Origin of the sequence: Microbacterium sp. NPDC056057, from assembly GCF_042266945.1 — a bacterium.
Lineage (GTDB): Bacteria > Actinomycetota > Actinomycetes > Actinomycetales > Microbacteriaceae > Microbacterium > Microbacterium trichothecenolyticum_C.
This window is the reverse complement of record NZ_JBHJWS010000003.1, coordinates 205,502-230,993: the sequence shown is the minus strand read 5'-3', so window position 1 is coordinate 230,993 and position 25,492 is coordinate 205,502. Positions and strand designations below refer to the sequence as shown.

26 protein-coding genes and 2 tRNA genes are annotated in these 25,492 nt (G+C 70.2%); 7 read left to right on the top strand and 21 right to left on the bottom strand.

What is annotated here, in order from left to right; translation table 11 throughout:
* Positions 1-171 precede the first annotated feature (171 nt).
* Together ACFC1K_RS13165 and ACFC1K_RS13160 are read left to right on the top strand one after the other, a co-directional pair.
* Positions 172-1,254 carry a GNAT family N-acetyltransferase gene (locus ACFC1K_RS13165; RefSeq protein WP_310291254.1) on the top strand — a complete coding sequence of 361 codons (1,083 nt, stop codon included), beginning with the start codon at positions 172-174 and terminating at the stop codon, positions 1,252-1,254.
* Positions 1,247-2,347: a GNAT family N-acetyltransferase gene (locus tag ACFC1K_RS13160; RefSeq protein ID WP_375871976.1), complete on the top strand. Its 1,101-nt coding sequence runs from the start codon at positions 1,247-1,249 to the stop codon at positions 2,345-2,347. Before ACFC1K_RS13165 ends, ACFC1K_RS13160 begins: the two co-directional genes overlap by 8 nt.
* A 24-nt stretch (positions 2,348-2,371) precedes the next feature.
* Here the strand turns inward: ACFC1K_RS13160 and mutM are convergent, their stop codons facing one another.
* From mutM to ACFC1K_RS13125, 7 genes are all read right to left on the bottom strand, one after another.
* Positions 2,372-3,319, bottom strand: coding sequence for a bifunctional DNA-formamidopyrimidine glycosylase/DNA-(apurinic or apyrimidinic site) lyase (gene mutM, locus ACFC1K_RS13155; protein ID WP_375871975.1), 948 nt, complete (start codon positions 3,317-3,319; stop codon positions 2,372-2,374).
* The gene (gene rnc, locus ACFC1K_RS13150) at positions 3,312-4,013 is read right to left on the bottom strand and encodes a ribonuclease III (protein ID WP_375871974.1); all 702 of its coding nucleotides are present in this window, start codon (positions 4,011-4,013) and stop codon (positions 3,312-3,314) included. The genes mutM and rnc overlap by 8 nt, the downstream gene beginning before the upstream one ends.
* A 19-nt stretch (positions 4,014-4,032) precedes the next feature.
* A complete protein-coding gene (rpmF, locus tag ACFC1K_RS13145) occupies positions 4,033-4,242 on the bottom strand; it encodes a 50S ribosomal protein L32 (protein WP_310291267.1) in 210 nt (69 codons plus the stop codon).
* 33 nt (positions 4,243-4,275) lie between these two features.
* Complete coding sequence (locus ACFC1K_RS13140; protein WP_375871973.1) at positions 4,276-4,758, bottom strand: DUF177 domain-containing protein; 483 nt, start codon at positions 4,756-4,758, stop codon at positions 4,276-4,278.
* Positions 4,759-4,853: 95 nt separating this feature from the next.
* Positions 4,854-5,351, bottom strand: a complete 498-nt coding sequence (coaD, locus tag ACFC1K_RS13135; protein ID WP_375871972.1) for a pantetheine-phosphate adenylyltransferase — start codon at positions 5,349-5,351, stop codon at positions 4,854-4,856.
* A 41-nt stretch (positions 5,352-5,392) separates the two neighbouring features.
* Positions 5,393-7,555 carry an ATP-dependent DNA helicase RecG gene (locus ACFC1K_RS13130; protein ID WP_375871971.1) on the bottom strand — a complete coding sequence of 721 codons (2,163 nt, stop codon included), beginning with the start codon at positions 7,553-7,555 and terminating at the stop codon, positions 5,393-5,395.
* A gap of 37 nt (positions 7,556-7,592) precedes the next feature.
* Positions 7,593-8,180, bottom strand: a complete 588-nt coding sequence (locus ACFC1K_RS13125) for a hypothetical protein (RefSeq protein WP_375871970.1) — start codon at positions 8,178-8,180, stop codon at positions 7,593-7,595.
* Positions 8,181-8,271: 91 nt separating this feature from the next.
* Here ACFC1K_RS13125 and rsmD point away from each other — a divergent pair, with 91 nt between their 5' ends.
* The gene (gene rsmD, locus ACFC1K_RS13120; RefSeq protein WP_375871969.1) at positions 8,272-8,835 is read left to right on the top strand and encodes a 16S rRNA (guanine(966)-N(2))-methyltransferase RsmD; all 564 of its coding nucleotides are present in this window, start codon (positions 8,272-8,274) and stop codon (positions 8,833-8,835) included.
* Positions 8,836-8,872: 37 nt separating this feature from the next.
* Here rsmD and thiL read toward each other — a convergent pair whose 3' ends face one another.
* Entirely contained in the window at positions 8,873-9,868 is a 996-nt protein-coding gene (gene thiL / locus ACFC1K_RS13115) for a thiamine-phosphate kinase (protein ID WP_375871968.1), read from the bottom strand.
* A 57-nt stretch (positions 9,869-9,925) separates the two neighbouring features.
* On the opposite strand from thiL, the gene ACFC1K_RS13110 reads away from it, so the two are divergent.
* Positions 9,926-10,423 (top strand): DUF3515 family protein, encoded by a 498-nt coding sequence (locus tag ACFC1K_RS13110; protein WP_310291286.1) that lies wholly within the window; start codon positions 9,926-9,928, stop codon positions 10,421-10,423.
* A gap of 9 nt (positions 10,424-10,432) precedes the next feature.
* Here ACFC1K_RS13110 and ACFC1K_RS13105 read toward each other — a convergent pair whose 3' ends face one another.
* The 7 genes from ACFC1K_RS13105 to ACFC1K_RS13075 form a co-directional block, all read right to left on the bottom strand.
* Positions 10,433-11,548: a D-alanine--D-alanine ligase family protein gene (locus ACFC1K_RS13105; protein ID WP_375871967.1), complete on the bottom strand. Its 1,116-nt coding sequence runs from the start codon at positions 11,546-11,548 to the stop codon at positions 10,433-10,435.
* Positions 11,448-12,584, bottom strand: coding sequence for an NAD(P)H-dependent glycerol-3-phosphate dehydrogenase (locus ACFC1K_RS13100; RefSeq protein WP_310291291.1), 1,137 nt, complete (start codon positions 12,582-12,584; stop codon positions 11,448-11,450). Before ACFC1K_RS13100 ends, ACFC1K_RS13105 begins: the two co-directional genes overlap by 101 nt.
* Positions 12,574-13,338, bottom strand: coding sequence for a lysophospholipid acyltransferase family protein (locus ACFC1K_RS13095; RefSeq protein WP_310291293.1), 765 nt, complete (start codon positions 13,336-13,338; stop codon positions 12,574-12,576). The genes ACFC1K_RS13100 and ACFC1K_RS13095 overlap by 11 nt, the downstream gene beginning before the upstream one ends.
* 4 nt (positions 13,339-13,342) lie before the next feature.
* Positions 13,343-14,725 carry a UDP-N-acetylglucosamine 1-carboxyvinyltransferase gene (murA, locus tag ACFC1K_RS13090; protein WP_310291297.1) on the bottom strand — a complete coding sequence of 461 codons (1,383 nt, stop codon included), beginning with the start codon at positions 14,723-14,725 and terminating at the stop codon, positions 13,343-13,345.
* Positions 14,726-14,799: 74 nt separating this feature from the next.
* Positions 14,800-15,396: a 3-isopropylmalate dehydratase small subunit gene (leuD, locus tag ACFC1K_RS13085; protein WP_375871966.1), complete on the bottom strand. Its 597-nt coding sequence runs from the start codon at positions 15,394-15,396 to the stop codon at positions 14,800-14,802.
* 1 nt (position 15,397) lies between these two features.
* Entirely contained in the window at positions 15,398-16,870 is a 1,473-nt protein-coding gene (leuC, locus tag ACFC1K_RS13080) for a 3-isopropylmalate dehydratase large subunit (RefSeq protein ID WP_375871965.1), read from the bottom strand.
* 245 nt (positions 16,871-17,115) lie between these two features.
* Entirely contained in the window at positions 17,116-18,189 is a 1,074-nt protein-coding gene (locus ACFC1K_RS13075; RefSeq protein ID WP_375871964.1) for a TerC family protein, read from the bottom strand.
* Between the two features lie 246 nt (positions 18,190-18,435).
* Between ACFC1K_RS13075 and ACFC1K_RS13070 the strand changes: the two genes are divergently transcribed.
* Together ACFC1K_RS13070 and ACFC1K_RS13065 are read left to right on the top strand one after the other, a co-directional pair.
* Positions 18,436-18,993: a sigma-70 family RNA polymerase sigma factor gene (locus ACFC1K_RS13070; protein ID WP_310291304.1), complete on the top strand. Its 558-nt coding sequence runs from the start codon at positions 18,436-18,438 to the stop codon at positions 18,991-18,993.
* Positions 18,990-20,177 (top strand): DUF4349 domain-containing protein, encoded by a 1,188-nt coding sequence (locus ACFC1K_RS13065; protein WP_375871963.1) that lies wholly within the window; start codon positions 18,990-18,992, stop codon positions 20,175-20,177. Before ACFC1K_RS13070 ends, ACFC1K_RS13065 begins: the two co-directional genes overlap by 4 nt.
* A 90-nt stretch (positions 20,178-20,267) precedes the next feature.
* Here the strand turns inward: ACFC1K_RS13065 and ACFC1K_RS13060 are convergent.
* Positions 20,268-20,340, bottom strand: a tRNA-Glu gene (locus tag ACFC1K_RS13060).
* Positions 20,341-20,382: 42 nt separating this feature from the next.
* A tRNA-Glu gene (locus tag ACFC1K_RS13055) sits at positions 20,383-20,458 on the bottom strand.
* A 118-nt stretch (positions 20,459-20,576) separates the two neighbouring features.
* Between ACFC1K_RS13055 and ACFC1K_RS13050 the strand changes: the two genes are divergently transcribed.
* Entirely contained in the window at positions 20,577-21,215 is a 639-nt protein-coding gene (locus tag ACFC1K_RS13050) for an MBL fold metallo-hydrolase (protein ID WP_310291308.1), read from the top strand.
* Positions 21,216-21,305: 90 nt separating this feature from the next.
* On the opposite strand, the gene ACFC1K_RS13045 is transcribed toward ACFC1K_RS13050, so the two are convergent.
* From ACFC1K_RS13045 to ACFC1K_RS13030, 4 genes are all read right to left on the bottom strand, one after another.
* Positions 21,306-21,575 carry an HPr family phosphocarrier protein gene (locus tag ACFC1K_RS13045; RefSeq protein WP_045297931.1) on the bottom strand — a complete coding sequence of 90 codons (270 nt, stop codon included), beginning with the start codon at positions 21,573-21,575 and terminating at the stop codon, positions 21,306-21,308.
* Between the two features lie 63 nt (positions 21,576-21,638).
* The gene (locus ACFC1K_RS13040) at positions 21,639-23,669 is read right to left on the bottom strand and encodes a fructose-specific PTS transporter subunit EIIC (protein WP_310291310.1); all 2,031 of its coding nucleotides are present in this window, start codon (positions 23,667-23,669) and stop codon (positions 21,639-21,641) included.
* 37 nt (positions 23,670-23,706) lie between these two features.
* Complete coding sequence (gene pfkB, locus ACFC1K_RS13035) at positions 23,707-24,648, bottom strand: 1-phosphofructokinase (protein ID WP_375871962.1); 942 nt, start codon at positions 24,646-24,648, stop codon at positions 23,707-23,709.
* Complete coding sequence (locus ACFC1K_RS13030) at positions 24,645-25,424, bottom strand: DeoR/GlpR family DNA-binding transcription regulator (RefSeq protein ID WP_375871961.1); 780 nt, start codon at positions 25,422-25,424, stop codon at positions 24,645-24,647. The genes pfkB and ACFC1K_RS13030 overlap by 4 nt, the downstream gene beginning before the upstream one ends.
* Positions 25,425-25,492 lie beyond the last annotated feature (68 nt).

The window sequence follows — 25,492 nt, the reverse complement described above, 5'->3', positions numbered from 1 at the left end:
GTGTTTTGTGGGTTTTTTTTTTTTTTAACCTCTCCCGCGCCCCCCCCGCCCCCCCCCCGGGGCCCCCCCCCCCCCCCCGGGGGGGCCCCCCCCCCGGGGCCCCCCCCCCCCCGGGGGGCGCCGGACCCCACCCCTCGACCACACGTACCGACATCGCAAGGACGCACTGACATGACCACCATCACGGGGCTCGAGTTCCGCCCCCTCGTCGTACCCGCTTCCATCGACGCACCGGACGCCGCCGACTTCGTCGAGATGGTGCGCGTGCGCAACCTCATCTACCGCGAGATCTCCGGGCACGACGACCACCGGATCACCGCGGACGAGTTGCTCCCGCACTACCAGCCTTCCGAATACGAGACCCGGCTCAGCTGGGTGATCGTCGACGACGGCGCGATCGTCGGTCGCATCGGCCTCGACGTCCCGCACGAGGACGGCTCGACCGCCGCGTTCTGGCTCATCGAGCTGCTCCGCGAGACGTGGGGCCGGGGCATCGGCTCCGCGGCCTACGAGCTCGTCGAGCGCACGGCACGCGAACACGGTCGCACCGTGCTGCAATCGTGGGCTGAGCACCCGGCCGCGCCGGGCCCGCAGCTCGCACCGCCCACGGGTTTCGGCGAGATCCCCGAGGACCACGTCGCCCGGTTCTACCTCCGGCACGGATACAAGCTCGAACAGGTCGAGCGCAACAGCGCCTTCGACCTGACGGGCTCCTTCGCCGGTGTCGAGCGACTCCTCGCCGAGGCGCAGGCGGCATCGCCGGCCTACCGCCTCGTCCAGTGGTCCGCGCCGACACCGGACGAGTACGTCGCCGGTTACGCCTGGATGAAGTCCCGCATGTCGACGGATGCCCCGGCAGCGGCTCTCGAATTCGACGAGGAGACATGGGATGCCGCGCGCATCGCCGAGCACGACGGGCGATACACCTCGTCCGGGCGCACGATCCTCGTCACGGCGGCGCAGCACATCGAGACCGGTGAGCTGTGCGCGTTCAACGAGCTCGTGATCGGCAAGGACCACACCGAGGCGACGCACCAGGAGGACACCCTGGTCCTCAAGGAGCATCGCGGGCACAAGCTCGGAACGCTCGTGAAGTGCGCGGGGCTCCTGTCCTGGCGCGAGATCGCGCCGGACTCGGCGCGCGTCATCACCTACAACGCAGAGGAGAACCGTCCCATGCTGGACATCAACGAGGCGATCGGCTTCGTGCCGATCGCGTACGAGGGTGCATGGAAGAAGGTGCTCGATGACTGACCTGGCCGAAACCGACGTCGTGACCGTCCAGCGGATCGTCGTCCCCGAGACGGCGGACGCCGCCGACGCCCGCGTCTTCCTCGAGATGGTGCGGATCGCGAACGCGGTCTGCCTCGAGGACGCCGGACACGACTACCTCCACGAGGAGCCCGACGAGATGCTCGGGTTCTGGCAGGACCAGACCGATTGGACGCAGCTCGGCTTCGCCGTGCTGCGGGCCGACGAGGTGCTCGGGGCCGTGAAGCTGATGATCTCGAACGAGTCGGATGCCAGCACGATCGAGTTCGACCTGATGGTCGATCCCCCGCACCGAGGTCGTGGTCTCGAGGAGCTGCTCCTCGCGGAGGTCGAGCGAGAGGCGCGCGAGCGCGGACTCGCCACGATCCAGACGTGGACACTTCATCGACCGGATGCTGCAGGCCCGCGCCTTCAGCCCTCCACGGGCTGGGGCGCGGTCCCGGCCGACGACGCGCAGACGAAATTCCAGCTGGCGAGCGGCTTCACGCTCGAGCAGGTGGAGCGCAACAGCGTCTTCGATCTGACCGGCGACTTCGCCCTCGTGCAGCGCATGCTCGCGGATGCCGTCGCGGTCGCCGGAGAGGAGTACCGGCCGATCCAGTGGACGTCGCCGACGCCGCCGGAGTACGTCGACGGGTTCGCCTACGCGCTGTCACGCATGTCGACCGACGTGCCGGCCGGCGGTCTCGTCATCGACGAGCAGCACTGGGACGCCGCGCGGGTCGAGCGCCGCGACGCACGCCTGAAGGCACAGGGGCTCACCGTCTCGGTCGCGGCCGTGCTCCACGTGCCGACGGGCCGGGTCGCCGCGTACAACGAGCTCGTGATCGGCGAGGACCGTTCCGGCGCGACGCAGCAGTACGGCACGCTCGTCGTGAAGGAACACCGTGGCCACCGCCTGGGAACGATCGTGAAGTGCGCGAATCTGCTCCGCTGGCGCGACCTCGTGCCCCAGTCGCCGCGGGTCTCGACGTTCAACGCCGAGGAGAATCGCCACATGCTCGACATCAACGAGACCATCGGCTTCGTGCCGGCGTCGTACGCCGGGGCGTGGAAGAAGGTGCTCGAACTCTGATCTGCGGCCCGCACCGGAGGTCACTCAGACGTGTGCCGCGCTCGGTCCGTCCACACCCGAGCGCGGCACCCGCTGGCAATGCGCGCAGAAGTGACTCGAGCGATTGGTGAACGAGACGCGCACGATCGGACGGCCGCATCGCGGGCACGGTTCCCCGGTGCGGCCGTACGCGTTGAGCGAGTGCGCGAAGTATCCGGCCTGCCCGTTGACGTTGACGTACTGCGCGTCGAAACTGGTGCCGCCCTCGGCCAGCGCCTTGTCGAGCACGTGGCGCACTTCGCCGAGCAGGCGGTTCACGGCGCGGGTCGCCAGAGCGCGGGCGGGCGTCTCGGGGTGGATGCGCGCCGCCCACAGCGACTCGTCGGCGTAGATGTTGCCGATTCCGCTGACGACCGTCTGGTCGAGCAGCACGCGCTTGATCGCCGAGTCCTTGCGCGCGAGAGCCCGCCGGAATCCGGCATCCGAGAACGCCGGATCGAGGGGGTCGCGCGCGATGTGCGCCACCTGCGCCGGGACGGATGCCTCGTCCCACCCGTGACCGCCGGGCGCGCCGTCTCCTGTGGCGATCAGGTCGTCGATCGCGAGCGAGCCGAACGTGCGCTGGTCGGCGAAGACGACGGAGAGCTCGCCGTGCACCGGATGTGCGAGGTCGATGCGCACGCGCTCGTGCCGCTCAGCGGCCGCACCCGGGGCACGCAGGAGCATCTGCCCGCTCATGCCGAGGTGGCCGATCACCGCCTCGTCGGAGGGAGCGCCATCGGCGCGTGACTGCAGCGGAAGCCACAGGAACTTCCCGCGGCGGGCGGCGGCGCTGACGACGCGCCCGGTCAAGCGTGACTCGAAGTCGGAGCCGCCGCCGGTGTGTCGCGTCAGCGCGCGTTCGTCGAGCACGGTGACGCCCACCACGAGCGCGCCGGTCACGGCAGGGGCGAGGCCGGCGCGGACGACCTCGACCTCGGGAAGCTCAGGCACGTCCGCTGAGTGCGCGCCACGCGGTGAGCGCGGCGGCCATCTCGGCGTGCTTCTTGCTGGTGCCCGCGCCTTCCGCCGAAAGTTCGCCCACCGTCACGATCGCGGTGAAGCGCCGATCGTGGTCGGGTCCCGTCGAGGTGACCTCGTACGAGGGAGGCAGTAGTCCGCCGTGCGCGGCGAGCTCTTGGAGCGCCGTCTTCGGATCCATCGCCGCGCCGTACCGCTCGGGGTCGGCGAGCAGCGGGTCCACGAGCCGCAGCACGAGTCCGGTGGCGGCGTCGGATCCGGTCGACAGGTACGTCGCGCCGAAGATCGCCTCCATGGTGTCGGCGAGGATCGAGTCCTTGTCGCGTCCGCCGGTGAGGATCTCGCCGCGGCCCAGCTTGAGATGCGCGCCCAGGCCGATGCCCCGGGCGATCTCGGCGAGGGCCACCGTCGAGACGACGCTGGCGCGCCGCTTCGCGAGTGCGCCCTCTTCGAGCTCGGGATGCCCCGTGAAGAGGCGCACCGTCACGGCGAGGCCCAGCACGGAGTCCCCGAGGAACTCGAGACGCTCGTTGTGCGGGACTTGTCCGTTCTCGTACGCCCAGGAACGATGCGTCAGCGCCAGCGACAGAAGCTCGGGGTCGATATCGACTCCGAGCTTCTGTGTGAGGTCTGAGAGCGTGTTGCGCTCCGCTGCGACGTCTGTCACGTCAGACCGTGCGCGACGATCAGACGTCGGCGACCTTGCGGCCCTTGTACTCGAGGAACAGCTCGGTGCCCTGCGAGTCGGTGACGACCTTCGCCTGGTGCGGACGGCTGTAGACGGTCTTGCCGTTCTCGACGGTCTTGACGAGCGTGGGGACCTCGGCCTTCCACTGCGCGCGACGCGAGCGAGTGTTGGAGCGGGAGACCTTCCGCTTCGGGGGGTTACCTGCCATGGCTAGCTCTCTTCTGTGTTCTCGACGCCGCTGTCAACCGCGGGGGCGCGGTGCATCGTCGTCGTGGCTCGTGGTGAAGTCCTGGAGCGCGGCCCATCGTGGATCGAGAGGCTCGCTCTGCGGCGTTCCGGTGTTCTCGGCCAGTCGCTCACCCGTGACCGGATCGAGTCCGGGGCAATCCGGCTGGCACACCGGCTGAAACGGAAGCGACAGGACGACCGCTTCCCTGACCAGAGTTTCAAGATCCACGTGGTCGTCTTGAACCTCGAAGTCAGTTTCTTCCTCCCCAGGATACGCGAAAAGCTCCTGAAACTCGACTTTGAGCCCTTCGGCGATGTCGATGAGGCATCGACTGCAGATGCCGGCGTACTCGGTGTCGAGCTCTCCGGACACGAGAATGCCCTCGTGTACCGACTCGAGTCGCACGTCCATGACGACCGGCTCACCCTCGGCGACCGAGACGAGTCCCTCGCCCCACTTCTCGGGAGCGGGGACCTCGAGGGCGTGCTCGCGCATCTCTCCGGAACGGTGGGCGATGTCGCGGATCGGGAGGACGAACGGACCCGTCACATGCTTTCTGACCACGGTTCCAGCCTAGCCGCGGTTTCTGGTCAGATGCCGCGCGCGCCGGTGTCGAGGAATCGCGCCACCGCGGGCGGCACGTAGGGCGAGACGTCGCCGCCGAGGGATGCGACCTGGCGCACCAGCGAGCTCGACACGAGCGCGTGCGCGGGATCAGGGAGCAGGAAGACGGTCTCGACGTGCGCGAGGTGGCGGTTGACGATCGCCATCGGCGTCTCGTAGGCCACGTCCACCTGCGAGCGGATGCCCTTCACCAGGACGCCGGCGCCGACATCCGTCGCGTAGTCCACCAGCAGGCCCATGCTCCACGAGGCGACGATCACGTCGCCCTCGATCTCGGCCTCGGCGATCGACTGCTCGAGCAGCGACTGGCGCTGCGCGATGGGGAGCATCGCCTCCTTGCCGGGGTTGTGCACGACCAGCACGTGAAGCTGGTCGTACAGCGAGGCGGCACGGCGGATCACGTCGAGATGACCGAGGGTCGGCGGATCGAACGATCCCGGGACGACGGCGATCCGGCTGCTCATGCGGTCCAGCCTAGTGGGCCGTCCCGAGGCCCTCCGACGCGTCAGTTCTTGGCGAGGGCGGCGCGCTCCGCCATGCCGACGTTGCGCTCGAGGGCGGCGGCGAGCCCGGGATGCCGGAGCAGCGCGGGGTCCTCGGCGAGCAGCCGCTCGGCCGCCACACGTGCCTCGGAGATGATGTCGGCGTCCTTCACGACCCGCAGCAGGCGCAACGACGAGCGCGCCCCGGACTGCGCGTCGCCGAGCACGTCGCCTTCGCCCCTCAGCTCGAGGTCGATCTCCGCGAGGGCGAAGCCGTCGAGGGTCGAGGCGACGGCTTCCACGCGCTCGAGGGCGGGGGTGCCGAGCGGAGCCTCGGTCACCAGCAGGCAGAGCCCCGGGACTCCGCCGCGTCCCACGCGTCCGCGCAGCTGGTGCAGCTGCGAGACACCGAACCGGTCGGCCTCGAGGATCGCCATCGTCGAGGCGTTCGGCACGTCGACGCCGACCTCGACCACGGTCGTCGCCACGAGCACATCGATGTCGCCCCGGGCGAAGGCCTGCATGATCGCGTCCTTCTCGTCCGACGGCATCTTGCCGTGGAGGACCTCGACGCGGATGTTCGAGAACGACGGATGCCGCGACAGCAGGTCCGCGACCTGGACGACGCCCCAGCGGGTCCGGGTGGCCTCGCCCTCCGTATCGCCGGCGGGCTCGTCGGCGGTGTCGTCGTTGGTGAGCTTCTCGGCGTCGATGGCGGCGCACACGACGAACGCCTGACGCCCCTGTGCGACCTCTTCGGCGACGCGCTCCCACACTCGCGCGAACCAGCCCGGACGTTCCGCGAGCGGCGCGACGAAGGTCTCGATGCCCGCGCGGCCGGCGGGCATGGTGCGAATCGTCGACACATCGAGATCGCCGAACACCGTCATCGCCACTGTGCGCGGGATGGGGGTGGCGGTCAGCACGAGCGCGTGGGGCGACGATCCCTTGGCGCGCAGCGACTCGCGCTGCTCGACACCGAAGCGGTGCTGTTCGTCGACGACGACGAGACCGAGGTCGGCGAAGGTCGTGCTCTCGCTCAGGAGTGCGTGCGTCCCGACGACGATGAGCGCCTGTCCGGACGCGGCGCGCAGCGCCGCCTTGCGGCGCTCCGCCGCGGGGAGCTGCCCGGTGAGGAGCGTGGGCATGAGCTCGGGGGCGAGCTTCGGCCCCAGCATCCGTGCGATCGACCTCACGTGCTGTGCGGCGAGGACTTCGGTCGGCGCGATGAGGGCGGACTGACCACCGGACTGGGCGACCTGGAGCATGGCGCGCAGCGCGACGAGCGTCTTGCCGGAGCCGACCTCGCCCTGGACGAGGCGGTTCATGGGCCAGTCGCCCTGCAGGTCGCGCGCGACGTCGTCGCCGACGGTGATCTGGTCGGGCGTCCGCGGGAACGGCAGCGCCTCGTCGAATCTCTCGAGCAGCGTTCCCGGAGCCCGCTTCGTCGCCGACAGCGCACGGACGAACTGCCGCTGCTGCAGGAGCGCGACCTGGAGGACGAAGGCCTCCTGCATGCGCAGTGTGTCGCGTGCCGGGTCGATCTGCTCGAAGTCGGTCGGGCGGTGGATGTGCTCGATGGCGGACCGGGCCTCGATGAGGCCGTGCCGTGCGCGCAGCTCGTCGGTGAGGGGCTCGGGCACGTCGCCGAGTCCGTCGAGGACGAGTTCGACGATCTTCTGGATCTGCCAGCTTGCGACCGTGCTCGTCGCCGGGTAGATCGGGATGGGAAGGTTGGCGTTCGCCTGGACCTTGAGCCGCGCCGTGTCGGCATCTTCGAACAGCTCGTAGTCGGGGTGGGCGAGCTGCTGTGCACCCTTGTAGATGCCCACCTTGCCCGCGAAGATGCCCTGCCGGCCGGGCTGCAGATCGCGCACCCGCCACGACTGGTTGAAGAACGTCAGCGACATCTCGCCGTTGCCGTCGCTGATCACGACTTCGAGCAGCGAACCGTTCCGGTTCTTCATTCGCCGTTCGCTCACACGGCGCACCTCGGCGACGATCGTCACGGGTTCGCCGAGCGGCAGTGTCGAGATCGGCGTCAGCTCGCCATGGCGGGCGTAGCGGCGGGGATAGTGGACGAGCAGATCGCCGACCGTCGTCATGCCGAACGCGCGCTCGAGGGCCGCCGCCGTCTTTCCACCGATCGCGCCGCCGAGGCTCGAGTCGAGGGTGAAGGAGGCCACGCCACGAGTCTAGGAGCGACCGGCGACGTGCCGTGCGCTAGCCGAAGATGGACTCCACGATCTCGGAGAGGAACGCGCGCCCGTTGCGGTTCACCGTGGAGAGGTAGATCCACACCCCGTCGCGAGCGACGATCATCTCCTCGGTGTCGGTCCCCTGTCCGGGGAGCACGCAGAAGTCGGCGCCGAAGCCATCCGACACCTGGCAGGTGTAGCCCTGTGCCGGGAGGTCGGCGACCGCGGCGGTGACGGCCTCCGGCGTCGCGGTGCTGATGAGCAGCAGCATCCCTGTCGCATCGCCGACGATCCAGTCGCAGCCCAGTGCGAGCGTCGCACCCTCGGGAGCCGGCCGCACGAAGCCCTCGCCGTTGCTCTGCAGCGTCATGTCACCCACCGCTGCCTGCCACGTCGCGGGCGTCGCCAGGTTGTTGCAGTCCGTCGGCAGCGTGACCGAGGCGGACTCGGTCGGTGTGGGCGTCGGCGACGGGCTCGGAGACTCCGAAGGCGATGCCGATGTCGTCGGCGACGTCGTCGGAGAACCGCCGCCGCTCGCGCAGCCCGCGAGCACGAGTGCGGCCGCGACGAACGCGACCACCGCCGATGAAACCCTGATGCCGCTGCGACTCATCTCGACCCCCAACGATTGCGGACTCCCCCACCCGAGATCATAGGGGCGGCCGCGACAGGGCCGCACGGTGGCGGGCCGATATCGTGGGAGGGTGACGCGCATCATCGCCGGCCGTGCGGGCTCGCTCATGCTGGACGTACCGGACGCCGGCACCCGGCCCACGAGCGATCGCGTGCGCGAGTCCCTCTTCGGCGCGCTGGAGTCTGCGGATGCCCTCCGCGGCGCCGCCGTGCTCGACCTCTACGCCGGCTCCGGCGCGCTCGGGCTCGAGGCCGTGAGTCGCGGCGCGGCCTCCGCCGACCTCGTCGAGAAGTCCCCGCGCGCGGCGACCATCGTCCAGCGCAACGCGGGCCGGGTGACCAAGGCCGTGGGGACCGGCAGCACGATCCGCGTGCACCGCGCATCGGCCGACGCCTTCCTGCGTTCGGCCCGCGGCCCGTTCGACCTGGTCTTCCTCGACCCGCCCTACGACCTCGGCGAGACGGAGCTGTCGTCGACCCTGGCACTGCTCGTGCCGGTGCTCGCCACCGGTGCGCACGTCGTGATCGAGCGCGCGACGCGCTCCCCCGAGCCGAGCCTGCCCCACGGACTCGTCGCCACGCGCTCGAAGCGCTACGGCGACACCGCGATGTGGTGGGCGACCACCGCCGACTGATCGACGGAGTGCGTCGAAGCGTCGCTCCCACGCCGGATCAGCCGGTGCCCGCGTCCCAATCGCGGTAGGGGTCCCAGCCGCCACGCCCGTCGTGGATCCGGCCGTCGACGAGCACGGCGTCCTGGCCCCGCGCCTGCACCACGCCGACGCGGACGAACCCGTGCGGCAGCGATCGGTTCGCCGGGAACGTCGCGAGGAGCGCGTGATCCTCACCGCCCGCGAGGGCCGATGCGACGTCGGATCCCAGCGCCGCCGACTCGAGGGCGATGGTGACTTCGGATGCCGCGGCCATGCGCGACGCGTCGAGCACGAGGCCGTCCGACACGTCCATCATGGCCGTCGCGCCCGCGTCGGCCGCCTCGGGACCGAGCCACACGGGAGGCGACGGACGCAGCTGGGCCGCGAGATCGGCGAGCTCCGCGTGATCGAGCAGACTCTCGTCGACCGGGATCGGGTGGCCCGCGGCATCCGTGAATCGTTCGAAGAGGATGCCGAGGCCGCGCGCCGCGCGTCCGAGCTCGCCCGCCACGGCGACGAGGTCGCCGGGTGCGGCGCCGGAGCGCAGCACCGGTGAGCGACCCGCGAGCGCGCCCAGGGCGGTGACCGCGATCGTGAGGGTGTCGGAGACCGTGAGGTCGCCGCCCTCGACGCGGCAGCCGGGCGCGAGGTCGCGGCAGGCCGCGCGCAGTCCGTCCGCGATGCCGGTGACGAAGGAGAGCCGTGTCGCATCGGGCATGGCGAGGGCGACGAGCAGGGCGGTGGGGGTCGCACCCATGGCGGCGACGTCCGCGAGGTTGACGGCAGCCGCCTTGTACCCGAGGTCGAACGCGTTTGACCATGCGAGGCGGAAGTCAGGACCGTGGACGAGAGTGTCGACCGTCGCCACCACCCGGCCGTCCGCGGCGGCGATCACGGCGGCATCGTCACCCGGACCGACGAGGGCGTTCGACTCGCCCAGGCGCTCCAGGATGCGCCGCAGGATGCGCCCCTCGCTGAGCTCGCCCACCGTCGGATCCATGCGCTCGTCGACCACACGACCACGCTACCGGTGCCGACGATCCCCACAGCGCTGCCGGGTTAGCCTGGAACGGTGCGTGTTCTCCCCTCCCTGGTTGCGTTCGGGCTCACGATGGTGGCTGCCGTCGGCTTGACGGGGTGCACCACCACCGTCGACCTCGATCCCGCGGAAGCCGCGAACGACCCGCTCTGCGCGGAGGTCACCTCGAACCTCCCGGGCACGGTCAGCGGTCAGGCGCGCCGGTGGACCGACGCGCAGGCGACCGGGGCGTGGGGCGATCCGGCCAAGGTGCTGCTCACGTGCGGCGTCGAGCCGCCGGGGCCGACCACCCTCCCCTGCCAGGACGTCGCGGGCGTCGACTGGATCATCGACGACTCCGACGCGCCGCGCTTCCGAGTGACGACGTTCGGCCGCACCCCCGCCGTGGAGATCTACCTCGACACGACCGCGGACGAGAACGGCGAGGGCGTGTCGAGCCGCGATGTGCTCGACGCCCTGTCGCCGATCGTCAGCGTGCTGCCCGTCGACGGCCAGTGCCTCGATCGCGGCGAGGCGACCCCCGCTCCCTGAGTCCCCGACTCAGCGAGCCGCGCGGACGGAGACCGTCTGCCGGGCCCGCTCGAGTGCCGTGTCGATGAGCTCCGTGATGAGCTCGGGGTACGACATCCCGGACGCGATCCAGCACTTCGGGAACATCGAGATCGGTGTGAACCCCGGCATGGTGTTGAGTTCGTTGACGTAGAGCCCGTCCGCGGCGAGGAAGAAGTCGACGCGCGCGAGACCCTTGCCGTCGACCGCCTGGAAGGCGCGGATGCCGAGCTCCTGGATCGCGGCGATCTCGCGGTCCGTCAGGTCCGCGGGGCAGACGACCTCGGCTCCGTCACCACCGAGGTACTTGCCTTCGAAGTCGTAGAACTCGCGCGTCGTGAGCACGATCTCGCCCGGCAGCGACGCGCGCGGGGCGGCACCGCCGCGTCCTTCGAGGATCGCGACCTCGACCTCGCGGCCGACGATCGCCGACTCGATGAGCACCTTGTCGTCCTCGGCGAACGCGAGGGCGAGCGCCGCATCGAGCTCCGAGGAGTCGTGGACCTTCGAGACGCCGACGCTCGACCCGGCGCGCGCGGGCTTCACGAAGGACGGCTCACCGAGGGCCGCAGCATCCGCTCGCACGCCCTCGGGGTCGCGGTCCCAGCGCTCCTGCGTCACGGTGACCCAGGGAGAGACCGGCACGCCCGCCGCCTGCAGGACGATCTTCATGAAGTGCTTGTCCATGCACAGCGCGGAGTCGAGCACACCGCCGCCCGCGTACGGGATCTCGAGCGTGTCGAAGTAGCCCTGGATCGTGCCGTCCTCGCCATGCACGCCGTGGAGGATGGGAAGCACGACGTCGAGGGCGCCCAGGTCGTCGACGGTGCCGTCGGCGCGGCGCACGCGCAGTTCGCGCTCCCCGACCTCGGGCCACAGCACACGGGTGCCGTTGTCGACGACCTCTGGAAGCCGTTCCGCGTCGAGCGCGAACTTGTCGGGGTCGTCGTCTTCGAGGACGAACACGCCGTCGCGCGTGATCCCGACGGGGATCACGCGGTAGCTGTCACGGTCGATCGCCCGCAGCACCCCGCCCGCCGTTGCGGAACTGATCGAGTGCTCGCTGGATCGACCGCCAAAGAGCACCGCCACCGCCGGCTTGTCCATTCGTCGTCCTCTCGCCCTGGGGGGTGTCGTCGTCGGTCGTAAGGTGCGGCGCGATGTCGCGAGGGTTCATGGTGCCGTCGAGCACCATCTTCACCTGCTCGACGATGGGCATCTGCACGCCCACCTCCCGCGCCAGCTGCAGGATAGGCGCGACGGACGCGAGCCCTTCCGCCGTCTGGTTCATCTGCTTGACGACGTCGTCGAAGCGATAGCCCTGGCCGAGCAGTCGCCCGGCGGTGTTGTTGCGGCTGAGCGGCGACTGGCACGTCGCGATGAGATCGCCGAGCCCGGCGAGGCCCTGCAGCGTCTCGTGCTGTGCCCCGAACGCCACCGCGAAGTCCGTCATCTCGACGAGGCCGCGCGTGATGATCGAGGCCTTCGTGTTCTCGCCGTAGCCGACCCCGTCGACGATGCCGATCGCCACCGCGATGAGGTTCTTGAGCACGCCGCCGAACTCGGTTCCGATCACGTCGGTGTTGACGAACGTGCGGAAGTACCTGTTGCGCGCCCGCCGGGCGACCGCCTCGGCCGTCTCCTGGCTCGTCGATGAGATGACGGCCGCGGTCGGCTGCTCGCGGGCGATCTCGAGGGCGAGGTTGGGTCCGGACGCGACCGCGATGCGCGCCGGGTCGCAGTGCAGCTCCTGCTCGATCACCTGGCTCATGCGCAGGCCCGTCCGCCGCTCGACACCCTTCATGAGCGACACGACGGGCGCGTCGCTCTGCGCGATCAGCGGGCGGACCGCTTTGAGGTTCTGGCGCACCGCCTGGCTCGGGATCGACAGGTAGATCTGCTCGGCGCCCTCGAGGGCCTCCGACAGATGGTGGGTGGCGTGCATGTCGCGCGGCAGGTTGATGCCGGGGAGGTACTCGCTGTTGCGCTTGCCCTCCTGGATCTCGCTCGCGAGCTCGGGGCGACGTGCCCACATCGTGACGTGGGCGCCGCCGTCGGCCAGGATCTTGCCGAAAGTCGTGCCCCAGCTGCCCGCGCCGACCACGGCGACACGCGGGCGCGCAGCATCCTGCCTACGGCTCAAGGCGCCCCGTCTCCTTCTGGCCGTGATCGGCCGGGTTCCAGCGCTGCGCGGGTGCGGGCTCTCCGCGCAGCTGCGAGAGGAGGCCCGAGATGTCGGCCATCACGGCGTCGGTCGCCTCGACGAGCGCAGTCTGCGACGAGGCCGACCCGGCATACGCCGACAGGTCCACCGGGTCGCCCACGATCACGCGCACGCGGCGGCGCAGCGGCCAGAGCTTGAGCTTCCCGTAGCGCGGGAGCACCTGCTGCGAGCCCCACTGCGCCATCGGGATGACCGGGATGCCTCCCGCCAGCGCAAGACGGACGGCTCCGGTCTTGCCGCGCATGGGCCAGAGGTTCGGCTCGCGGGTGAGCGAGCCCTCCGGGTACACGATCACTCCGCGACCGTGCTCCACGAGCGTCTGCGACGCCTCGAGCGTGGCGCGAGCCGCGGCGGCCGACGTCGCCCGGGCGACCGGCACCATCCCCGTGATGCGAAGGACCCAGCCCAGCACCGGCACGCGGAACAGGCTCTCCTTCGCCATGAACCGGGGCGCACGGCCCAATCGCCACACGGCGAGGGCGACCACGAGTGGATCGATCTCGCTCATGTGGTTCGGAGCGAGGACGTAGGCACCATCACGCGGGAGCTTTCTGCCGTCTTCGATCTCCAGTTTGAAGAGCAGGCTCAGGAGCGGCACGAGGAGGCCGGCCAGCGGCCAGAAGGCGCTCGGTCGCGTCTTCTCGGCCGACGCGCGTGGACGATCGGTGGCCACCGGGTTATCCGATGACGTCGAAGTCGGCGCCGAGCTGGTCGAGCTTGGCGAAGAACTTCTCGTAGCCGCGACGGATGATCCCGACGTTGCGGACGACCGACTCCCCCTCGGCGGCCAGTGCCGCGATCACGTAGCTGTAGCCGCCGCGGAGGTCGGGGACGACCACATCGGCGCCGTGAAGCGGCGTCGGGCCGTTGATCACGGCCGCCTGCTCCAGGGCTCGGCGGGGAACGCGACGGCCGGGCGCATCGATCCCGTCACGGTGCACCGCGATGTCGGCGCCCATCAGGTTGAGCGCCTCGGTGAATCCGAGCCGGTTCTCGTACACGGTCTCGTGCACGGTCGAGGTGCCCTCGGCCTGCGTGAGCGCGACGATGAGCGGCTGCTGCCAGTCGGTCATGAAGCCGGGGTGCACATCGGTCTCGACGACGACGGGCTTCAGGGCCCCTCCGCGACGGAACTGAATGCCGTCCTCACGGACGTCGAACCATCCGCCGGCCTTGCGGAAGACGTTGAGGAACGTCAGCATCTCCTGCTGGCGCGCTCCGCCGACGAAGATGTCACCGTCGGTCGCGAGCGCCGCGCACGCCCACGAGGCGGCCTCGTTGCGGTCGAAGATCGCGCGGTGGTCGTATCCGCGCAGCGAATCGACGCCCTCGATGAAGATGACGCGGTTCGGCTCGTACGAGATGATGGCGCCCATCTTCTGGAGCACCGCGATGAGATCCATGATCTCGGGCTCGATCGCGGCGTTCCGAAGCTCCGTCACGCCCTTCGCGCGCACGGCGGTGAGCAGCACCTGCTCGGTCGCGCCGACGCTCGGATACGGCAGCTCGATGTTCGCGCCGTGCAGGCCGTCGGGGGCGGTGATGCGGATGCCCTCGTAGCTCTTGTCGACGACGGCGCCGAAGGCGCGCAGCGCGTCCATGTGGAAGTTGATCGGGCGGTCCCCGATGCGGCAGCCGCCGAGGTCGGGGATGAGCGCCTCGCCGAGAAGGTGCAGCAGCGGCCCGCAGAAGAGGATCGGGATGCGGGAGGCCCCGGCGTGCGCGTCGATCTCCTCGAAGTGCGCGGCGACGGCCCCACTCGGGTCGAGGTGGATCGTGCCCTCCTCCTCTCCGTCCACGACGCGGACGCCGTGGACTTCGAGAAGGGAGCGGACCACCTGGACGTCGCTGATGTCGGGGACGTCGCGCAGCGTGCTGGCGGTCTCTCCGAGGAGAGCTGCGACCATCGCCTTCGTGACGAGGTTCTTGGCGCCCTTGACCTCGACGCGTCCGGTCAGCGGTCGCCCGCCGCGGATCGCGAGGACTTCGCCGGTCCGTTCCTGCTCTTCCGCTTCGGCAGTGGTGCTTTCGCCGGCGGCGACGTTCAGGAGCGGCTTCATCCGGTGGTCCTCACTTGGTGTGCAGAGGGGGCTTGCGACGGTCGGGTGCCCGGGGTCTGGGCGCCCGGCCCGGCTTACGGAACGGGAAGTGTCCGCGGCCGCCACGCCTCTCGGCGAGCCTCGAACTGCGCGATCCTGTCTGCGTCGCGCAGCGTGAGCCCGATGTCGTCGAGCCCTTCGAGAAGCCGCCACCTAGTGTAATCGTCGATCTCGAAAGAGAGCTCCAGCGCGCCGATGCGCGCGGTGCGGGCGTCGAGGTCGACCGTCATCGACACGCCGGGATCCGCCTCGATGGCGGCCCATGCGGCCTCGAGGTCGGCCTCGGAGATCACTCCGGCGACGAGCCCCTGCTTGCCCGCGTTCCCGCGGAAGATGTCGGCGAACCGCGGGCTCAGCACGACCTTGAACCCGAAGTCGCGCAACGCCCAGACGGCGTGCTCACGGCTCGAGCCGGTGCCGAAGTCGGGGCCGGCGACGAGGATGCTGGCGCCCGCGTACACCGGCTGGTTCAGCACGAACTCGGGGTCCTGGCGCCAGCTGGCGAACAGTGCGTCCTCGAAACCCGTCTTGGTGACGCGCTTCAGGTAGACGGCCGGGATGATCTGGTCGGTGTCGACCGCGGAGCGCTTCAGCGGCGCGGCGATGCCGGTGTGCGTCGTGAACTTCTCCATGTCAGGCCTCCGTGCCCTCTACTGCGGCCGCGACGGGCGCGGGAAGATCCCCCGGGCTCGCGAGGCGGCCCATGACGGCGGTGGCGGCTGCGACGAGCGGCGAGACGAGGTGCGTGCGGCCGCCCTTGCCCTGACGGCCCTCGAAGTTGCGGTTGCTCGTGGAGGCGCAGCGCTCCCCGGGAGCGAGCTGGTCGGGGTTCATGCCGAGGCACATCGAGCAGCCGGCGAAGCGCCACTCGGCGCCGAAGTCCTCGATGACCTTGTCGAGGCCCTCGGCCTCGGCCTCGAGGCGGACCCGGGCCGAGCCCGGGACGACCATGACGCGGACACCGTCGGCCTTCTTGCGGCCTTCGATGACCGACGCGAACGCACGGAGGTCCTCGATGCGGCTGTTCGTGCACGACCCCATGAACACGGCGTCGACGGGCACCTCTTTGAGCGGGGTGCCGGGCACGAGATCCATGTACTCGAGTGCACGCTCGGCGGCGGCGCGCTCGTTGGGGTCGGCGAAGTCTTCGGGCGACGGGACGGACGCGCTCAGCGAGACGCCCTGGCCCGGATTGGTGCCCCACGTCACGAACGGCTCGAGCTCGGCGGCGTCGAGGAACACCTCGGCGTCGTACACCGCGCCCTCGTCGCTGGGGAGCGTCCGCCAGTAGGCGACGGCGTCGTCCCAGTCCTGACCGGTCGGCGCGTGCTCACGGCCCTTCACGTACGCGAAGGTGGTCTCGTCGGGTGCGACCATTCCGGCGCGGGCGCCGGCTTCGATCGACATGTTGCAGATCGTCATGCGACCCTCCATGGAGAGGGACCGGATGGCGCTGCCGCGGAACTCGAGCACGTAGCCCTGCCCGCCGTTCGCACCGATCTTGGCGATGATCGCCAGAACGATGTCTTTGGCTGTGACGCCGGGCTTCAGCTCGCCCTCGACCGTGATGGCCATGGTCTTGAAGGGCTTGAGCGGGAGCGTCTGCGTCGCGAGGACATGCTCGACCTCGCTGGTGCCGATGCCGAACGCCATCGCGCCGAACGCGCCGTGGGTGGAGGTGTGCGAGTCTCCGCAGACCACCGTGATGCCCGGCATGGTCAGACCCAGCTGCGGTCCGACGACGTGGACGATGCCCTGCTCCTTATCGCCGAGCGAGTGCAGGCGCACGCCGAACTCCGCGGCGTTGCGCCGCAGCGTCTCGATCTGGGTGCGGCTCGTGAGGTCGGCGATCGGCTTGTCGATGTCGAGCGTCGGGGTGTTGTGGTCCTCGGTCGCGATCGTCAGGTCGAGGCGCCGCACCGGGCGGCCCTCCGCCCGCAGACCGTCGAAGGCCTGGGGGCTGGTGACCTCGTGCACGAGGTGCAGGTCGATGTAGATCAGGTCCGGCTGACCGTCTTCGCCGCGGACGACGACGTGGTCGTCCCACACCTTCTCGGCGAGGGTGCGGGGACGGTCGGGAATGCCGGATGCATCGGTCGTGCTCATTGCTAGTCGTTCTCCTCTGTGGGACTGCGCCCGAAAGGGGTGGGGCCCGCGACGAACTCCGCGACGAGGGAGGCCTGGGGACTAGGACTCGTCGCGGCCGCTAAGGAGAAGGCGAGCGATCCGCACGTGCCCAGGCTACCACCGCCGAATCGGGCACCCGTCCCGCCGCCGTCATCTGCCGTCTCCCCGGCGCCTCGGGCCGCCGACGACGGTCGGCGGCCCGAGGGATACGGCTGAGGAGGCGATCAGCGAGCGTCGTCGGAACGGGGCTGATCGACCGTGGGAGGGGTGCCCTTCTCGTCCGCCACGACGACGGCGGCAGCATCCGCGTTCGGCATCTTCTTCTCACGCGCGGACGCGACGAGGCTCGCCACCGTCGCGACCAGCATCGAGATGATGATGACGCCGAGCGACATCCACGTCGAGATCTCGGGCGCCCATTCGATCGGCTCGCCGCCGTTGATGAACGGAAGTTCGTTGACGTGCATGGCGTGGAAAACGAGCTTCAGACCGATGAAGGCCAGGATGAACGCGATGCCGTAGTGCAGGTAGCGGAGGCGGTCGAGGAGGTCGCCGAGGAGGAAGTAGAGCTGGCGCAGGCCCATGAGCGCGAAGATGTTCGCCGTGAACACGATGAACGCGCTCTGGGTGATGCCGAAGATCGCGGGGATCGAGTCGATCGCGAACAGCAGGTCGGTCACACCGATCGCCGCGAACACGATGATCATCGGCGTCCACATCTTCTTGCCGTCCACGACCGTGCGGATCTTCGCGCCGTCGTAGTGGTCGCTGATGTCGATCGTGCGGCGCAGCATGCGCACCACGAAGTTCTCCTGCTTCACATCGGAGTCGTGGTCGCCGCCCGGGAAGGCCTGGCGCCACGCCGTCCACACGAGGAACGCGCCGAAGATGTAGAAGACCCAGCTGAACTCCTCGATCACGGCGGCACCGACCAGGATGAAGATGCCGCGCAGCACGAGTGCGATGATGATGCCCACCATCAGGACTTCCTGCTGATAGCGCCGCGGAACCGCGAACTGGCTCATGATCAGCACGAAGACGAAGAGGTTGTCGATCGACAGGCTGTATTCAGTGAGCCAGCCGGCGACGAACTGGCCGGCGTACTCGGGCCCGGCGACGATCCACATGATGCCCGCGAAGATGAGCGCGAGAGTCACGTAGAAGACGACCCAGAGCGTGGACTCACGCGTCGAGGGGATGTGGGGCCGCTTGAGGATGAGCAGCAGATCCGCGATCAGGATCAGGGTGAGGATCACGAGTGATCCGATTTCGAACCACAGCGGGAGTTCGAGGTCCATGGAGGGCCTTTCGAAGGGGACGTGAGAGGGGTCGGCGGAATCCGAAAGTCTCTCCCCCGCCGGCTGACCGCCAGCGGCGCACACCCGGGGTCGCAATGTCGGGACCCGTGATGACGGATGCGCGGTGTCGGGATACTCCCTCTCGCTCGCAACAGAATACAGGCTCGGCGGGGCGCGATCAGCGCCTGTGAGACGATCCGGGCGATGCGGACACTGACACGGTGAGAGACAATGCGGAGGATGGGGATGGCCGACGACGACGTGCCGGGCGACGCCGAACTCGTGGTGCTGGCTGCGGGCGGGAGCGAGCACGCCTTCCGCACGCTGTACCGGGCGTACGTGCGCCCGGTCTACTGGCTTGCGCACGGGCTCGTCGGCAACCCCGCGGACGCCGAGGAGGTCACGCAGGAGACGTTCCTCGTCGCCTGGCGCAAGCTCCCCGACCTCGACCTGGTCGGCGATTCGCTCCTGCCCTGGCTCGCGACGATCTGCCGGTTCCAGTCCGCGAACCGCATCCGCCGGCAGCGGCGCGACCGCGAGCACACCGGGGCCGCGGCCGACGAGACCCTGCCGTCCACGGTCGACGTCGAGCAGCAGGTGATCGACGACCGCCTCGCCGAGGCGATCCTGCACGAGGTCGCCGGACTCGGCGAGCTCGATCGAGCCATCTTCCGGCTGTGCGCGACCGAAGGCTACGCGTACCAGGCGGCCGCCGACGAGCTCGGCGTCGCCCACGGTGTCGTCCGCAACCGTCTCTCCCGCATCCGCACCCGTCTGCGGACCGTTGTGAAGGAGAGCACATGAGCACGCAGCCCCCGGGTCCCGAGACCCCCGCATCCCTCCCCGAACTCAGCTCCGAGCGCATCGACGAGATCGAGGACGCTCTCTTCGCCGACATCGCACACGAGCGGGCACGCCGGTCCGCGCGGCGCACGCGGCGAGGACGCCTCTGGATCGCCGGCGGCGCGGCAGCCGCGGTGATCGCCGTCGCGGCAATCATCGCCCCGTCCGTCGGCTCGCTGGTCAGTCCCTCGGGCGGCGTCGGCGACGAGTCCGCCGTCGCGCCCGTCGCGCCCGCCGACTCCGGGGCCGGCGCGAACACGACGGACTCCTCGGGTGCCGACACGCGCGAATCCGCACCGCTCACGGTCGCACCCGGTGCAGCCGGCGACACCGCCGCCGGCTCGGCGGCCGCTGATCGCGACATCATCACCACGGCCTCTGCGACGGTCACCGCCGAGGAGGTCGACGTGGCCGCGCGGGCCATCGCCAACTCGGCAATCGCCCACGGTGGCTATGTCGAATCGATGAGCGTCGGAAGCGACGGCACCGTGTACCCGGTGAGTCCCACCGACGGCGGCATCGTCTACGACACCATGCCCTACCCCTATCCGACGGACGGCGCATGGATCACCGTTCGCGTCCCCGCCGACCAGCTGCAGAGCGTCGTCGACGAGCTCGACGACGTGGGCGAGGTGACGGCGACCAACCTGTCCCGTCAGGACGTCACCGAGCAGACAGTGGATCTCGAGGCCCGCATCGATGCGGCGCAGGCGTCCGTGAACCGCCTCAACGAGCTGATGGCGCAGGCGCAGAGCGTCGCCGATCTCATCGCCGCGGAGTCCGCGCTCTCGGAACGCCAGGCGACGCTGGAGTCCTATCAGCAGCAGCTCGAGATGCTCGACGACCAGGTCGCCATGTCGACGCTGTCGGTCACGGTCGTCCCCGAGGTCGAGCCGGTGACCGCCGATCCCGCCGGGTTCGGCGACGGCCTCGCCGCCGGCTGGAACGGCCTCGTCGCCACGCTCAACGGCATCGTGGTCGCGCTCGGCTTCCTCCTGCCCTGGCTCGCCGTGGCGGCCGTGATCGCGCTCGTGGTGTGGGCCATCGTGCGACTCGTGCGCGGGCGTCGGCGCCGGCGGACGGATGCTGCGACCCCGCCTCCGCCGTCGGTCGAAGCCGACCGCACGACCGACCCCTCAGCGTGACGCTTCCGGCGCGCCGCACCTGAGCGCTCCGGTGCCGGTACAGCGAAGAGCCCCCGGGTCCTGGTGGACTCGGGGGCTCTGTCACGCATGTGACCCCAGCGGGATTCGAACCCGCGTTACCGCCGTGAGAGGGCGGCGTACTAGGCCGCTATACGATGGGGCCGTACAGCGCACCGCAACCGAGGTTGCGGCGTTGTTGCCTGACTGGTGACCCCAGCGGGATTCGAACCCGCGTTACCGCCGTGAGAGGGCGGCGTACTAGGCCGCTATACGATGGGGCCGTTCAGGCAACCGTTCGATTATGCCACGGGCCACATGCCCTCTCCAAATCGACGCGGGCACCGGCGCGCCGCTCCCTCATCGCTTGCTCCGACGACGCCGTAGCGCTTGACTCGACGCATGCGAGTCACGAAGTTCGAGCACGCCACCCTGACCCTCGTCGACACCGGCAGCACCGTCGTCATCGACCCGGGGTCGTTCACGGCCCCGCTCGGAGACCTCGAGGGCGTCGTCGCGATCGTCATCACGCACGAGCACCCCGATCACTGGACACCGGACCACCTGGACCGCATCCTCCAGACTTTCCCGGGGACGCCGATCTTCGCCCCCGAGGGCGTATCGAAGGCGGCCGAGGGCTACAACGTGACGATCGTCCATCCGGGCGACGTCGTCGAAGTCGAACCGTTCCGCCTCGAGTTCTTCGGCGGCCGGCACGCGGTGATCCACGAGTCGATCCCGGTCGTCGACAACGTCGGAGTGCTCGTGAACGACGAGTTCTACTACCCAGGAGACTCGTACGCCGTCCCGAAGGGACGTGCGGTGAAGCTGCTGGCATCTCCGGTCGGCGCCCCCTGGCTCAAGATCGGCGAGGCGATGGACTTCGTGCTCGCCGTCGCCCCGCGGCGCGTCTTCGGCACGCACGACATGACGCTGTCGGTCGCGGGCCGCGACATGGGCCGCGCGCGCCTGGGCTGGGCGGCCGAGCAGGACGGCGGGGAGCTCCTCGCGCTCAACCCCGGAGACAGCACCGACATCTGAACCGGAAGCGCCGGACGACCCCGCAGAACGCGGACGACGGATGCCGCAGCGGCTTCGACCCGCGGCATCCGTCGTCACATTCTTCGGTGCTTACTGTGCGTCGAGGTCCGTCTCGAGCAGAGCGACCAGGGCGTCCAGCGCCTCTTCGGCGCCGTCGCCGTCGGCCTTGAGGGTCACGACGGTCCCCTGCGAGGCACCGAGGCCCATCAGCGACAGGATGCTGCCGGCGTTGAGGTCGGCACCGCCCTCGACCGCGATCGTGACCGGGACGGGCTGCGCCTGCACGGCCTGCACGAAGAGCTTCGCGGGGCGGGCGTGGAGTCCCGAGCTGCTGGCGATGGTGGCCTGACGTTCTGCCATGGTTCTCTCCTGTCTGTGTCGGACCTCGGCGGTCGACGATTCCGATTCTGGCGGACGACGGCCTCAGGCCGCCACGGGTACGCGCGCTTCGGCCTCTTCGAGCTCCTTCGGGGCGATCCACTTCTTGAGAGCGATCACCGTGAGGGCCGAGACGACCGTGCCCGCGGCGAGGGCGATCAGGAAGCCCCAGATCGGGTTGATCGCGAAGAGGACGAAGATGCCGCCATGCGGTGCCAGGGACTCGACGGCGAACGCCATACTGAGCGCGCCGGTGACCGCGCCGCCCGCCATCATCGCGGGGATGACGCGGAGCGGGTCCGCCGCGGCGAACGGGATCGCACCCTCGCTGATGAACGCCGCACCGAGCAGCCAGGCTGCCTTGCCGTTCTCACGTTCGACCGGGGGGAACATGTTGCGCGCCAGCACCGTGGACGCCAGAGCCATCGCGAGCGGCGGGACCATGCCGGCGGTCATGACCGCGGCCATGATCAGGTACGGCGTGGGGTTCTCCGCCGAAGCGGACGCCAAGCCCGCGACCGCGAACGCGTAGGCGACCTTGTTGACCGGACCCCCCAAATCGAAGCACATCATGAGTCCGAGGATCACGCCGACGAGGATGATCGCGCCGGTGGCGGCGAGGCCCGTGAGCCAGTCGTTGAGCCCGACCATCAGGGTCGCGATGGGCCGGCCGAGGAACAGGATCATGAGCCCCGAGGCCACGATCGACGCCACGAGCGGGATGATCACGACGGGCATGAGGCCGCGCAGCCAGCGCGGGGCGTTGAATCGCCCGATCCACCACGCGACGTAGCCCGCGAGCAGACCGCCGATGATGCCGCCGATGAAGCCGGCGCCCATCAGGGCTGCGATCGCGCCGGCGACGAAGCCGGGGGCGATGCCGGGGCGGTCCGCGATCGCGAAGGCGATGTAGCCCGCGAGCGCCGAGACCAGGAAGCCCATCGACGTCACGCCGATCACGAAGAAGACCGACCCGAAGTACTGCGCGAGCCCGCCCTCCGGAAGCGCCCACAGGGCGTTGTCCTTGATGACGGTGAACGCCGCGTCGTCCGCATTGACGTTGACGCCGCCGATGAGGAAGCCGAGGGCGATCAGCAGACCGCCGCCCGCGACGAACGGGATCATGTAGCTGACGCCCGTGAGGAGGATCCGCTGGATCCGCGCACCCCACGACATCGTCTCGGCGGGGGCCGCAGCAGCGGCGGCCGCGTCTCCCCCCACCCGCGTGGCGGACGGATCGTTCGCGGCGGCGACGGCCTCCGAGATCAGCTGGTCCGGCTGCTCGATGCCGCGCTTGACGCCCGAGCGTACGACGGGCTTGCCGGCGAACCGCTGCGGTTCCCGCACGTCGACGTCGGTCGCGAAGATCACAGCGTCGGCGTTGCGGATGACATCGGCCGGAAGCGCCTGGTAGCCGCTCGAGCCCTGCGGCTCGACGACGAGGTCGATGCCGGCCTTCTTGCCGGCCGCGGTGAGCGCGTCGGCGGCCATGAACGTGTGCGCGATGCCGGTCGCGCAGGCCGTGACCGCGACGACGCGTGCCGGGCGGCCGTCGACGTCGAGGCCCGAGGCGGCGCTGGGCGCGGTAGCCGCAGCAGCAGCAGGAGCGGGCGCCGCCGCCTCGCGCTCCCCGATGGCCGCCTGCACGATCGCGACCACGTCGTCGTCGGACGAGGCGGCGCGCAAGCCCGAGGTGAAGTCCGCCTGCATGAGGCTGCGGGCGAGCTTCGAGAGCACCGCGAGGTGCGCCTCGGCGGCGTCCGCGGGGGCGGCGATGAGGAACACGAGATCGGCGGCGCCGTCCGGCGCTCCGAAGTCGACGCCCGGGTTCAGTCGCGCGAAGGCGAGGGACGGCGTCGTCACCGCGGCGCTCTTGGCGTGCGGGATGGCGATGCCGCCCGGAAGCCCGGTCTCGTCCTTCTCTTCGCGGGCCCACGCGTCTGCGTAGAGCGCTTCGGCGTCGGTCGCGCGACCTTGCGCGACCACGCGTGCGGCGAGGGACCGGATGACGGCGGCCTTGTCGGCGCCCAGCGGGACGTCGAGGCTCACCAGGCCTGGGGTGATGGTGTCGGACACGGTGACCTCCTGCGGTCGTGGGATGGGGTGGGTGGTGTCAGTGGAGACGCGTGACGGGCACGTCGCCGGTGGGAAGGTCTGCGGGAGCCGGCGCCTTGGTGCCGGGAAGGGATGCTGCGGCCGATCCGTACCGAACGGCCAGGCGCAGCCGCTCGCCCTGGTCGGCGCCGCGCGTCGCAGCGAGCACGTATCCCGCGAGCGAGCTGTCACCCGCGCCGACGGTGCTCACGACCTGGATCGGGGGCGGCGTGGCCGCCCAGGCGCCGTCGGCGGCGACGAGCACGGCGCCGCGGGAGCCGAGGGTGACGAGCGCGGCCCGCACGCGCGCGGGGACGAGAACTCGCGCCACGTCGAGCACGGCCTGCGGGTCGGTGCCGTCGATGGCGACGCCGGCGAGCTCGGCGAGCTCCTCGTCGTTCGGCTTGATGAGGTCGGGCGCGCCGCCGGCGACGACGGCCGTGAGCGCCGGGCCGGAGGTGTCGACGGCGATGAGCGGGGCGTGCGCGCCGTGCGCCCGGCGAACGGCAGCGATCACGCGCACGTAGAAGTCATCGGCGACTCCGGGAGGCAACGAGCCTGCCAGAACCAGCCAACGTGCGCCGACGGATGCTGCGACCACCGCATCGATCACCGCGGTGACCTCGTCCTGCGAGAGCTCCGCGCCCGGCAGGTTCAGCTTCGTGGTGACCCCGGCGGGGTCGGTGATCGCGATGTTGGCGCGCACGTTTCCGCGGATCGGAACGCGCTGTGCGTCGACCTCGGCCGCGCGGAGGGCCGCGTCGAACGGATCACCCGGCGCGAGCGGCAGCACCGCGGTGCAATCCTCGCCCGCAGCCGCGATGGCGCGGGCGACGTTGATCCCCTTGCCGCCGGCATCCTCCCGTGTGGAGGCCGCGCTCTGCACGTCACCGACCTGCAGCGGAGCGGGAAGCATCACCGTGCGGTCGAGGGACGGGTTGGCGGTGAGCGTCACGATCATGCGAGCCAGACCTCCACGTCGGCGTCCGCGAGCGCGGACGCGAGTTCTGCGTCGGGTGCGGCATCCGTCACCAGCACGTCGATGTCGGACAGCGGCGCGAAGCCGACGAGCAGCTCCGCGCCGAGCTTCTCGGCGTCGGCCACGACGACCACCCGACGCGCCGACTCGACGATCGCGCGCTTCACAGCCGCCTCGTCGGGGTCGGGCGTGCTGAGGCCGAAGGTCGCGGAGACACCGTTGGTGCCGACGAAGGCGACGTCGGGACGCAGGTCGCCGATGGCGCGGACCGTGTCGGCGCCGACGGCTGCGGCGGTGAGTCCGCGCACGCGACCCCCGACCAGCGAGAGCGAGGCGCCCGGGACGCCGGCCAGCGCGTTGCCGAGGGTCAGCGAGTGTGTCACGACCTCGATCCGCGCGATGGAGAGTCGCGGAATCAGTGCTGAGGCCACGGCCGCCGTCGTCGTGCCGGCGTCGAGGAAGACGGATCCGGTGAAGTCGGCCCCGAGGGCGTCCAGAGCGCGCTGGCCGATGGCGGCCTTGGCACCGCCATGGTGCTCGAAGCGCTCGGCGAGCGAGGGCTCGCGCGTGCTGGCGCGCTCACGGCTCACCGCTCCCCCGTGAACCCGGCGCAGCGCGCCCGCCGACTCGAGGTGATCGAGATCGCGGCGGATGGTCTCGGTCGTGACGTCGAAGCGCTCGGCGAGCTCGACGACGCTCACGCGGCTCTGTGCGGCCAGCAGGAGCTCGATCTGCTCGTGGCGCTCCGTCGCGTACATGTGGGAAACCCTCCGTTGGATTCCCACACAATACAACACATTCCCACATGATCGCAAGAGAGTACCTT

Bases quoted from the DNA above. Each gene is read 5' to 3' on its own strand.
- coaD (WP_375871972.1), bottom strand. From the start codon at position 5,351: ATGAGCAGCCGGATCGCCGTCGTCCCGGGATCGTTCGATCCGCCGACC.
- leuD (WP_375871966.1), bottom strand. From the start codon at position 15,396: ATGGAGAAGTTCACGACGCACACCGGCATCGCCGCGCCGCTGAAGCGC.
- ACFC1K_RS13160 (WP_375871976.1), top strand. From the start codon at position 1,247: ATGACTGACCTGGCCGAAACCGACGTCGTGACCGTCCAGCGGATCGTC.
- ACFC1K_RS13105 (WP_375871967.1), bottom strand. From the start codon at position 11,548: ATGGACAAGCCGGCGGTGGCGGTGCTCTTTGGCGGTCGATCCAGCGAG.
- ACFC1K_RS13165 (WP_310291254.1), top strand. From the start codon at position 172: ATGACCACCATCACGGGGCTCGAGTTCCGCCCCCTCGTCGTACCCGCT.
- ACFC1K_RS13140 (WP_375871973.1), bottom strand. From the start codon at position 4,758: ATGCGCGAGCACGCCCTCGAGGTCCCCGCTCCCGAGAAGTGGGGCGAG.
- ACFC1K_RS13075 (WP_375871964.1), bottom strand. From the start codon at position 18,189: ATGGACCTCGAACTCCCGCTGTGGTTCGAAATCGGATCACTCGTGATC.
- ACFC1K_RS13045 (WP_045297931.1), bottom strand. From the start codon at position 21,575: ATGGCAGAACGTCAGGCCACCATCGCCAGCAGCTCGGGACTCCACGCC.
- leuC (WP_375871965.1), bottom strand. From the start codon at position 16,870: ATGAGCACGACCGATGCATCCGGCATTCCCGACCGTCCCCGCACCCTC.
- ACFC1K_RS13050 (WP_310291308.1), top strand. From the start codon at position 20,577: ATGCGAGTCACGAAGTTCGAGCACGCCACCCTGACCCTCGTCGACACC.
- murA (WP_310291297.1), bottom strand. From the start codon at position 14,725: ATGAAGCCGCTCCTGAACGTCGCCGCCGGCGAAAGCACCACTGCCGAA.
- ACFC1K_RS13030 (WP_375871961.1), bottom strand. From the start codon at position 25,424: ATGTACGCGACGGAGCGCCACGAGCAGATCGAGCTCCTGCTGGCCGCA.
- ACFC1K_RS13125 (WP_375871970.1), bottom strand. From the start codon at position 8,180: ATGAGTCGCAGCGGCATCAGGGTTTCATCGGCGGTGGTCGCGTTCGTC.
- ACFC1K_RS13065 (WP_375871963.1), top strand. From the start codon at position 18,990: ATGAGCACGCAGCCCCCGGGTCCCGAGACCCCCGCATCCCTCCCCGAA.
- pfkB (WP_375871962.1), bottom strand. From the start codon at position 24,648: ATGATCGTGACGCTCACCGCCAACCCGTCCCTCGACCGCACGGTGATG.
- ACFC1K_RS13070 (WP_310291304.1), top strand. From the start codon at position 18,436: ATGGCCGACGACGACGTGCCGGGCGACGCCGAACTCGTGGTGCTGGCT.
- rpmF (WP_310291267.1), bottom strand. From the start codon at position 4,242: ATGGCAGGTAACCCCCCGAAGCGGAAGGTCTCCCGCTCCAACACTCGC.